Source organism: Streptococcus sp. NCTC 11567, assembly GCF_902141215.1.
Classification (GTDB): Bacteria; Bacillota; Bacilli; order Lactobacillales; family Streptococcaceae; genus Streptococcus; species Streptococcus dysgalactiae.
The window spans coordinates 2137421-2147716 of record NZ_LR595857.1 but is presented as its reverse complement, the minus strand read 5'-3'; the positions used below and the strand labels follow the sequence as shown (position 1 = coordinate 2147716).

Below are 10296 nucleotides of genomic sequence, written 5' to 3'. Positions count from 1 at the left end.
ACTAGGTTCCTTCTTGTGGATAATTATAGGACTATTTTAACACAAATCCAGTCAGTTTTCCACAAAACCTGAAAGAATAGTTATAGTTACCCACAAGTTGTGGAAAGGTAATTCACACTGTTAACTAAAGTTTTCCACAGCCTGTGGAAATAATAAAAAACCTTGACAATAAAGGGAAGAGGCTTCTAATAGACTGTGGAAAAGTAGAAATAAAAAAACAGACTATCAACAAGCTAAAGCAACTTGTTGATAATTCTGTTTAATTCCTCTTGATTAGCAAATGGTAACAGCAATTGACCACTCTGAGTTGATTTCAATTTGATTTTGGCTGGTAGCCCTAGAGATTGGGCCAGCTGATCTTCTAAAGAAGTGATAAAAATATTTTTATTTTTCTGGGTAGGGGTGGTTTTGAGTTTTGGAGTTACCATATGCTCAATTTGTCGTACACTTAACCCTTCATTTTTGATTCTATTAGCATAAACTAACTGTTCCTTTTCGTCGGTTAGTGTGAGAAGAGCACGCGCGTGTCCCGCACTAATTTTTCCTTCTTCAATTGCTTTAATGATAGGTGCTGGGAGTTGTAACAGACGTAAGGTATTGCTAATATAAGGTCTTGATTTTCCCATATATTTAGCAATCTCATCGTGAGTCATGTGTTTTTTTTCAACCAATAACTGATAGGCTTTAGCTTCTTCGATAGCGTTAAGGTTAGAACGTTGTAAATTTTCAACTATAGCTTGTTGCATGCTCTCGAGTGTAGAGATCTTCTTGATGATAGCTGGAACTTTTTTTAGACCAGCCATTTTTGAAGCTTTAAGTCGTCGTTCTCCAGCAACTAACTCATAGCCAAAAATGTCAGATTTTCGAACAATAATAGGTTGAATGAGGCCGTTTGATTTAATAGAAGTTGCTAGGTCTTGGAGTTCTCTTTGATTAAATTGTATCCTTGGCTGATAGGGATTTGTAACAATATCTTCAATTGGTAGGTCTATCAATAATTCTTTTGTCATAAGGGAGTTCCTGGATAGAATAAGAAACATAAAACAGTCCTTTGGACTGTTTTATGTGATAAAATGTAATAGTATTTAGGTAGCTTGTTTACTGCGTTTTAGTCAAATCTTGAGTAGTTTTTGTTAATTTGATATCTGCTTTTTTCTTTGTAGTTCCTCTATAAAAAGTTACTTTAATAGTATCATTAATATCGTGTCCGTATAGACTACTTTGTAAATCACTAATTGAATTAACTGTTTTGCCATCAATTTCTGTAATCACATCGTACTGAGCAAGTTTGCCAGATGCCGGCATTCCTTCCTTAACTTCTGCTACTACAATACCACCAGTTACACTAGTTGGAATATTAATTTGGCTAAGAGCATTTGTGGATAAATCATTTAAATTGACCATGGATATTCCAAGAGCAGGTCTGATAACTTCACCATTAGTTTCTAGCTGTTTAATAATTTTAATAACATCAGTAGATGGGATAGCAAAACCAATTCCTTCAACAGCACCACTATTACCGTTGCTACCAGTTGGGGTAGAAGAAATTTTACTTGAATTAATTCCGATTACTTGCCCCTCAATATTAATTAGTGGTCCACCAGAGTTTCCAGGATTAATAGCAGCATCTGTCTGAATAGCATTTGTTGAGACAGTCTCACCATTCTCGTTTTTTAAAGTTACAGTACGACTTAAACTAGAGACGATTCCTTGAGTAACAGAATTAGCGTATTGTGTTCCTAGTGGGCTGCCGATAGCAATAGCAACTTCTCCAACATTTAGTTTTGTAGAGTCTGCAAATTCAGCTACTGTTTTTATCTTATCTGAAGAGATCTTAACAACAGCTAAATCCGAATAAGTATCAGCTCCAACTAATTCACCAACAACTTTAGATCCGTCTGCCATAAGAATTTCAATCCGTTTAGCTCCGTCGATAACATGGTTATTAGTAACAACGTAAGCGGAGTTGCCATCTTTTCGATAAATGACCCCAGATCCTTCACTAAAAATAGATAATTCAGCATCCTTATTCTCTTTTAAACGCCCTTCTCCAAAGAGTTTTGTATAAGGGTTAGAAAGGGATGAAGAAGGGTTATCTTGATAATTAATAACTGATACCACTGCATTTTGAACAGCTTTGACAGCTTTAGTAGTATTGGTTGTGTTGTTAAAAACCATATTACTAGTTGTTGCCTTACCTGAATTTATTTTTGAAGGAGAATGTGGGTAGAGATTATTAAATGTAATAATTGCTATTAATCCTCCTAAAAATCCAATTAGTAAAACACTTAAGGATTTTAAGATATGTTTCATACTTGGCATGTTTTGTCCTCCGAATTATTTGTCCATAGCTTATAGAACTTTGCTTAATTATACCTTAAAAATAAAAAAAAGAAAAGTAATCCACAGCCTGTGGATTACTTTTCTTTTTACTAATAAAGACCTTTGTACAAAGGTTTTTATTAGTAGTTGAAGAAAAATAACTTGTGGATAAATTGTGTAAAAAGTAATGTTCTTGTGATACAATTAAGCTATGAAAGTAAAACTAATTTGTGTTGGAAAACTAAAAGAAAGATACCTCAAAGATGGTATTTCAGAATATCAAAAAAGACTTTCCCGTTTTTGTCAATTCGAAATGATTGAGTTAACTGATGAAAGAACACCAGATAAAGCTAGTGATGCTGAGAACCAAATGATCATGGCTAAGGAAGCTCAGCGGATTGAAAAGAAAATTGGACAGCGTGATTTTGTAGTCGTATTAGCTATTGAAGGAAAACAATTTCCTTCCGAAACATTTAGTCAACTCATCTCAGAAACGACTGTTAAAGGATACTCAGATATTACGTTTATTATTGGAGGAAGTCTTGGACTTGATCCTAGAATAAAAAAAAGAGCCAATGTCTTAATGAGTTTTGGATTATTAACCTTACCCCATCAACTCATGCGTCTGGTTTTGATTGAGCAAATCTATCGCGCTTTTATGATAGCTCAGGGCAGCCCATATCATAAATAACTACAGTTTCATGTGAAACTTTAGAAGATATTCTCTTAAAGATAACGAAATAAAGAAAAAAGCACTGCTGAGCAGTGCTTAGTTTTTTGATCCCAGCAGGATTCGAACCTGCGACCGTTCGCTTAGAAGGCGAATGCTCTATCCAGCTGAGCTATGAGACCTTAACTTCCTTATTTTAACAAAAATCAGTTAAGACTGTCAATGCTAATTTTGAGGAGGCTACTAAGTCTGATTATTTTTTTCTAATAAACTAAGAATAGAAAAGGTTCCCCAAATTTCAAGTTGAAGTTAGCCAGTTTTAACATTTCTACTGGCGACTTGTAGTTGAAGAGTCGTTTAGGATAATGATTGATCCAATGTTCAATAGCAGCGACTTCTTTAGGGGTCGTTGTTTTGGTACCTTTAGGGAGCCATCTGCGAATCAGGCGATTATGGTTTTCGTTAGTGCCTCTCTCCCATGACGCATAGGGATGGGCATAGTAGATGTCACTTGCTGGAAAGACATCTGATAAGCGAGAAAATTCTGTCCCGTTGTCTGCTGTGATAGAGTTGACGGTGTAGTCTTTTAGAATCCCCGTAAGAGCTTCATTGACGGCTTGAGCAGACTTATCCGGTATTAATCGAATCAGCTGATGACGTGTTTTCCTGTCCGTTAGGGTGAGTAAGCATTGATTTTTAGCCCTCGTCAGAATGACTGTATCAATCTCATAATGCCCAGCTTCAAGACGTTGGTTAATGCTATCTGGGCGTTGTTCAATACTCTTTCCTGCGGGTTTAAAATAAGGACTGGCATGTTTTCTAGCCTGCTTAGCCTTTCTCGGATAAAGCATAGCCTCCTTACCAAGACTTAATTTCCCATGATGAATCCAGTAATAGATGGTAGATACAGGGACTTGAACTCCCTTAGCTTTGACTATCATCTCAGGGGAATAGTTCTGACGCATGTAGTGTTCAATAGCCTCCCTATCTTGCCTACGCTGTCTAATGGGTCTAACAGAACGCTTGCGATTTTCTTGATAGACCAACTGAGCATGTTGAGCAGAATAAACGGCTTCAAACTTTCCTTTACGAACCTGTTGCCTAACCAATCCTCGCTTGATTTCATTATGAATGGTCTGGGGAGCCTTACCTAGTAAGCGAGCAATTTCACGATTAGAGCGACCTTCCAGCTTCCAGCGTTGAATTTGCTGACGCTCATGGATTGTCAATTGTTTGCCTTTTGGTGTATAATAATCTTGCATCTTTTTGAGTTTCCTTGTGTTTGTGGTGAACTACAAGTATACCTCTTAGAGGTGCTTTTTTCATACCTAAAAAGTGGCTAAGTTCATTTTAGAAGTTTTCCATAGAAAAGGTTCCTGAAAAAAAGTTATATTTTTTTTGAAAAAGTGTAGACAAATAAAATCAATCTGATATAATAATAAGAGTGTTAAGGAGAACTTCTCCAAAACTTCTGGTCCGTTGGTCAAGGGGTTAAGACACCGCCTTTTCACGGCGGTAACACGGGTTCGAATCCCGTACGGACTATCAGAATTGTCATTGAGGCAATTTTTTTCTTTTTCCGGCATAGCTCAGTTGGTAGTAGCGCATGACTGTTAATCATGATGTCGTAGGTTCGAGTCCTACTGCCGGAGTGATAAGATATTTCCTAAGATTATCTTAGGATTTTTTTATTTAACTAAGAAAAGAAACTAAAAGCCTATTTCAACTATTTCTCTGATGAGTATTGTATTGCTTCAGAACGTGACTTATGACGAATTAAAAGAAAGTGATAGACATCAAAAAGCTGTTCGTTATTGAACAGCTTTTTGATTGTGTTAAGAGTAAGTATAAAACTAGTTGGATCATTCCCCACTAAGGATAGTGAACCTTTTCGTTTGTCACCTGTCTTTTCTTTTTCTGACTTGTGACTTGATAGTAGACTAGGAAAAGATACGAGATTATTCCGAAAAGAGACAGCATCAAGCCTAGTTTAAATCCGTTTGGAATAAAGGTAAGAATGACTTGACCTTTTCCTTTAAGAATAGAAACGGTTAGGAATCCTCCTTGAGCTTTTGTAATAGGAATAGGCTTACCATTTTTTGTAGCTGACCATCCTTTGTCATAAGGAATTGTAAAGATGAGAGAGCCATCTTCCTTAGCATTGTAATTAGTAATAACGTTGTTGTTACTGGTATAAACGTGGACTTCTTTTTGATTGATAGCGGTGATAGCTTTAAGGTAGGAATCGATAGATAGACTATAAAAGTGAGGAGTTGTAAAGCTGATTTGTTTATTTTTGGGGAAAATAAAGGAAAGATTTGCTTCTTTAGCATGTTCAAAATAACCTAAGTCAAAGAAGGAATAGGCATTATCTGTAGTGTAGGTGAATGAGTTACCATCGATACTAACACGAACTTCTTTGGCATTGGGATTTGAAAAAATAATATTTGGTATGCTTACATAGAGCTGACTACGTTCGGGAATAGTTACCTGATAAGTAATGACGGTGGATTGTTGCAAGGACTTGCTCTGTCCTGATACTTGCTGATTGAATTGTTTGGCACCTGAAATCAGCTGAGAGGGTTGAAGATGAAAGTAAGTTAGGGATTGCCCACTTAATTGATTTAATAGCTTAGTTTGATTGTCAAGTGTATTGACACTTATGTTGACATCTTTGTGAACCCCCCTTGTTAATATTGCTAAAGGACTACTATAATGATTTTGATATAAAGTCATGGAACCGCTTGAATTAACCTTTGTAAACCCAAATTTATCCAAAGAATTTTCACTAAGGTTATACTTGATACCAAGTAAACTATCCATAATGAGAGTATTATTTTGGTACCTCAGGTTCAAATTAGTCCCTTTTGACTGGAAACCTAAACGATCAAGTAAGGAACTAGATAGGCGATTTCGAACAGATGAAAATTGAGAAATGCCATGATAATTGTATTTCATGCTATCATTTCCTGTTTGAGGGGATAACCTTTCCATTCTAAAAAAAGGTTGACGTTTGGTTGACAGATTGTTAACAATGCTGTCAATATCTTTTAATTGATTCTGGTAACCTTGTCTAGTAGGAAATACCCACTCGTTATTTATACCTTGGGTTTGGTAATACGTATTTAAGCTAGCTTCTAGAATGGTAAAAAATAGTGTAAAGCTAAGTAAAAAACCTACAGGAATTTGGCGAGACTGAAAAGCAAGTAGGCATATGGTATAGGCTACTAGAAAAGCTAAACTAAGTAAAAAGAAACTTGGTGTCAAAAAATCATATCGGTGTGCTGTCAGGTAGGGTGTCGCTAGTATTAAGACTAGAAATATAAAAGCAATACTTATTTTGATTTTTGAAAATTCTATTTGCCTGGTTAAGGCCTCACATGCTAACAAAAGAAGCGTTACTGGGAAGGTCCAAGCATAACGATGTAAGAACATATTAGGTGCGTGCATGCCTTGCCAAAAGAGATCTAGTGGTTGTAAATAAAAGCTTGACACAATAGTGACTAAGAGTGTTGCATAGGCTGATTTGATTTTTAGAGGAACACTTGACAAGGTAAAGAAAATCACTGCAAGTAACAAAGGAAACAAGCCGACATAAATCATAGGAAGAGCATTGAACTTAGTCGTGTCATAAGCTCCTAATGAGAGTTTTGCAGGGAGGTCGAAATACCAAGCATTGGTAGTTATGAGTTGTTTTACAGGGGAGAACGTTTCTCCATAACTTGATAAATCCAAATAGGTAGGAAGTAGCATAACAGCACTTGTTAAGGCTGCCATGATTGACACTGTTGTAAACCTTAAAAAAGCAACTAAACCTTTTTTGAAATTATTGAGTTTCAAAAGACAAACAAAGGCATATAAGGAGGAGAAGATAGCAACCATATAGCCAAAGTAGTAATTTTGAATAAAGAGCAGACTCACACAAACGTAATATAAACCTGTTTTCTTTTTTAGGATGATTTGATTTAGTCCTAATAAAATCAAGGGTAAAAGAATAAAAACGTCCAACCAAGAATTGAGTTCAAGTTGACTAGTCAAAAAACTCATTAAACTATAAGAAAGTGATAGTGATACGATCAGATAAGCCTTAATATTTGGATAGAGTTTATGAAACGCATAGCAGGCAGTTAGTCCCATAAATCCAAATTTTAATAAAGTAAGGAGATAGATGGCATCAGGCATAGATGCTAAATCAAAAAAGAAATACAAGGGAGAAAAGAAACTCCCTAAGTAATAGCTTATGAGAGCGTAAAAATTCAAACCTAGTCCGCTGGTAAATGTATAAAAGAGACTATCAGATCCATGAAGGATATTACGAAGGTTTTGAGCAAAAATAACATATTGATGAAAGGCATCACTTGCTAGAATAGTTCTTTCTCCTTGATAAGAAATTCCCATTGAAAGAAGAACAGTAAACATAATGCTAATTGGTAAAAGAAAACTAGCAAGTCCAGCAATTGCCCATTTATGACGATGTTTCATAAGCTGACCAATCTTTCATTAATAACATTTTAAAAAAAGTGGCTAGGAAGAAGTCTTCTTAGCCACCTCATTTATCATAAGGTTCTATTTCCAAAGTTCAGCAACTCGGGCTTGAACATCAGGATTGTCAAGGAATTCGTCATAGGTTTCATCAATACGGTCAATAACACCATTTTTTGAAATCACAACGATATGGTTAGCAATGGTCTGAATAAATTCATGGTCATGACTGGCAAAAATAACAGACTCTTTGAAGTCTTTGATACCATCATTAAGGCTTGAAATAGATTCCAAATCTAAGTGATTAGTTGGGTCATCAAGAATAAGAACGTTTGATTTCAATAGCATCAACTTAGAAAGCATGACACGTACTTTTTCACCACCAGAAAGAACGTTAACAGATTTTTTAACTTCGTCTCCAGAGAAAAGCATACGTCCTAGGAAACCACGTAAAAAGGTATCATCATCTTCACCTTTTGAGGCGAATTGTCGTAACCATTCAAGGATGGAATCATCTGTTGCAAAATCTTTTGAATTGTCTTTTGGCAAGTAAGAACGACTTGTTGTCACTCCCCATTTAATGGTTCCTTCGTAGTCAATATCATCTGCTAAAGCACGCATAAGAGCAGTTGTCTGAATATCATTTTGACCAATAATAGCAGCCTTGTCACCTGGACGTAAAATGAAACTGATATTATCAATGATTTTCTCTCCATCGATCGTTACAGAAAGATTTTCAACAGTGAGGAAGTCATTTCCCATTTCACGCTCTGCTTTAAAATTAATAAATGGGTATTTACGACTTGAGGGAACAATTTCTTCTAATTCAATCTTATCAAGCATTTTTTTACGAGAGGTTGCTTGTTTTGATTTAGAGGCGTTAGCTGAGAAACGGGCAACGAATTCTTGTAATTCTTTGATTTTCTCTTCTGCTTTAGCATTGCGGTCAGCTTGTAAACGAGCGGCCAGCTCAGAAGATTGTTTCCAGAAATCGTAGTTACCCACAAAGAGTTTGATTTTACCAAAGTCAAGGTCGGCCATATGAGTACATACTTTATTCAAGAAGTGACGGTCATGGGAAACAACGATAACTGTATTTTCAAAATCAATCAAGAAATCTTCCAACCATGAAATAGATTGAATATCAAGACCATTGGTTGGTTCGTCAAGTAATAGAACGTCAGGCTTACCAAAGAGCGCTTTAGCAAGAAGGACTTTCACCTTATCTCCATTAGCCAGTTCACTCATATTTTGGTAGTGAAGGTCTTCTGGAATATTTAGATTTTGGAGAAGTTGAGAAGCTTCACTTTCTGCCTCCCAGCCACCTAACTCAGCAAAGATACCTTCCAGCTCAGCGGCACGAACTCCGTCTTCTTCTGAAAAGTCAGCTTTCATGTAAATAGCATCTTTTTCTTTCATGATATTGTAGAGTTGTTCATTTCCCATGATAACAACATCAATAGCACGCTCTTCTTCATAGTCAAAGTGATTTTGTCGAAGAACAGAAAGGCGTTCGTCAGGACCTAAAGAGATATGACCAGTACTTGGTTCAATATCTCCGGCAAGGATTTTAAGGAAAGTTGATTTTCCGGCACCATTGGCACCGATTAAGCCGTAAGTATTACCGGCTGTGAATTTGATGTTTACATCATCAAAAAGTTTTCGATCACTAAAGCGTAGTGATACATCAGAAACTGTAAGCAATTTGTCACCTCATCTTATTTATCTAACCTTCATTGTACCTAAAAAAGCCCCATTTTTCAATCAGAAAGGGGCTAATCACTACATAGGCAATAAAACATCTTTGTCTTCACGTTTGTATTGTTTGGTTAAGCTGAATCCTCGACCCATTACCTGAGCTGCAGGCATGACAACAATAAAAGCAGTATCATCGATTTCAAGAATTTTTTCTTGGAGCGCAGGCAATTCATAAGTTGACACGATGGCCATCAACATAACTTTATCTGATGTGGTATAACCACCACGAATTGGAATTTTAGTTACCCCACGATCCATAACAGTTGTGATATATTCTCGGATAGCTTGATAATCTTTGGAAATAATCATGACATTCTTCGATGAATCGAAACCATTTTCCATGACACTAATCACATATCCAATAACGAGTAGGCCTATCGTTGAATACATGACGTCGTCAGCAGAGAGAGCCATTAATCCCATGAGAACACTAATACCGTCAACAATAGTCATAGCGACACCAAGTGATAATGGGGAGTACTTGTGAAGAATTTGTGTTAGAATACCTGTTCCCCCTGTTGAAGAATTTCCCCAAAATACCATGCCTAGTCCAATACCGCAGATAATACCTCCGAAAATAGCAGCTAATAATTGATTGTGTGTTAAAGTGGGTAATTGGTTGGTTAAACGAATGGCAATAGGATAAATCCATGACCCATAGAGTGTTTTAATGAAGTTATGTTTACCAAGAAAAAAGTAACACATTAACAGTAAGGGAATGTTACTAACCATTAAAAAGAGAGAAGGACTGATACCAAATAAGGCTTTCATAACTACTGAAATACCAACCATTCCACCTGAGGCAATATGATTATCAACAAACATGGTGTTAAAACCAATTGCTGTGATAAATGATCCAATGGTAACAAGCAATAAATCAATCACACGTTTTTTCATGTAGCTAAGGTCTCCTTTTGAGGTGGTTAAAAATGGTAGATTCATTATCTCTTAAATAGGTTGAGACCGTCAAGACTTATTTTTAAAAATCTAAGGAACTTGACAAAATACTCAAAATTTCATAGAATAATGCTACGTTAGAAGAGTAATCTTTTCCTTGTTTTTAG

General features: G+C 36.1%; 7 protein-coding genes and 3 tRNA genes. 3 read left to right on the top strand and 7 right to left on the bottom strand.

Annotated elements, in window-relative coordinates:
• Nucleotides 1-233 precede the first annotated feature (233 nt).
• Complete coding sequence (locus FQT67_RS10705) at nt 234-1010, bottom strand: ParB/RepB/Spo0J family partition protein (RefSeq protein WP_003054458.1); 777 nt, start codon at nt 1008-1010, stop codon at nt 234-236.
• Nucleotides 1011-1098: 88 nt separating this feature from the next.
• Nucleotides 1099-2322, bottom strand: coding sequence for a trypsin-like peptidase domain-containing protein (locus FQT67_RS10700; protein ID WP_046177498.1), 1224 nt, complete (start codon nt 2320-2322; stop codon nt 1099-1101).
• Between the two features lie 211 nt (nt 2323-2533).
• Here FQT67_RS10700 and rlmH point away from each other — a divergent pair, with 211 nt between their 5' ends.
• Nucleotides 2534-3013, top strand: a complete 480-nt coding sequence (gene rlmH / locus FQT67_RS10695; RefSeq protein WP_003057960.1) for a 23S rRNA (pseudouridine(1915)-N(3))-methyltransferase RlmH — start codon at nt 2534-2536, stop codon at nt 3011-3013.
• A gap of 87 nt (nt 3014-3100) precedes the next feature.
• On the opposite strand, the gene FQT67_RS10690 is transcribed toward rlmH, so the two are convergent.
• A tRNA-Arg gene (locus tag FQT67_RS10690) sits at nt 3101-3174 on the bottom strand.
• A gap of 81 nt (nt 3175-3255) precedes the next feature.
• Nucleotides 3256-4254, bottom strand: a complete 999-nt coding sequence (locus FQT67_RS10685) for an IS30 family transposase (protein WP_115257089.1) — start codon at nt 4252-4254, stop codon at nt 3256-3258.
• A 211-nt stretch (nt 4255-4465) separates the two neighbouring features.
• On the opposite strand from FQT67_RS10685, the gene FQT67_RS10680 reads away from it, so the two are divergent.
• Together FQT67_RS10680 and FQT67_RS10675 are read left to right on the top strand one after the other, a co-directional pair.
• Nucleotides 4466-4537, top strand: a tRNA-Glu gene (locus FQT67_RS10680).
• Between the two features lie 33 nt (nt 4538-4570).
• Nucleotides 4571-4644, top strand: a tRNA-Asn gene (locus tag FQT67_RS10675).
• A 220-nt stretch (nt 4645-4864) separates the two neighbouring features.
• Here FQT67_RS10675 and FQT67_RS10670 read toward each other — a convergent pair.
• The 3 genes from FQT67_RS10670 to FQT67_RS10660 all read right to left on the bottom strand — a co-directional run bounded on the left by FQT67_RS10670 (nt 4865) and on the right by FQT67_RS10660 (nt 10129).
• Nucleotides 4865-7474, bottom strand: coding sequence for a YfhO family protein (locus FQT67_RS10670; RefSeq protein ID WP_046177554.1), 2610 nt, complete (start codon nt 7472-7474; stop codon nt 4865-4867).
• Between the two features lie 84 nt (nt 7475-7558).
• Complete coding sequence (locus tag FQT67_RS10665; protein ID WP_003055142.1) at nt 7559-9178, bottom strand: ATP-binding cassette domain-containing protein; 1620 nt, start codon at nt 9176-9178, stop codon at nt 7559-7561.
• Nucleotides 9179-9256: 78 nt separating this feature from the next.
• Complete coding sequence (locus tag FQT67_RS10660) at nt 9257-10129, bottom strand: YitT family protein (RefSeq protein WP_003060785.1); 873 nt, start codon at nt 10127-10129, stop codon at nt 9257-9259.
• Between the last annotated feature and the right edge of the window lie 167 nt (nt 10130-10296).

What these genes read in the sequence shown, in the direction of transcription:
- FQT67_RS10705 (WP_003054458.1), bottom strand. Translation starts at nt 1,010, where the DNA reads ATGACAAAAGAATTATTGATAGACCTACCAATTGAAGATATTGTTACA.
- FQT67_RS10700 (WP_046177498.1), bottom strand. Translation starts at nt 2,322, where the DNA reads ATGCCAAGTATGAAACATATCTTAAAATCCTTAAGTGTTTTACTAATT.
- rlmH (WP_003057960.1), top strand. Translation starts at nt 2,534, where the DNA reads ATGAAAGTAAAACTAATTTGTGTTGGAAAACTAAAAGAAAGATACCTC.
- FQT67_RS10685 (WP_115257089.1), bottom strand. Translation starts at nt 4,254, where the DNA reads ATGCAAGATTATTATACACCAAAAGGCAAACAATTGACAATCCATGAG.
- FQT67_RS10670 (WP_046177554.1), bottom strand. Translation starts at nt 7,474, where the DNA reads ATGAAACATCGTCATAAATGGGCAATTGCTGGACTTGCTAGTTTTCTT.
- FQT67_RS10660 (WP_003060785.1), bottom strand. Translation starts at nt 10,129, where the DNA reads ATGAAAAAACGTGTGATTGATTTATTGCTTGTTACCATTGGATCATTT.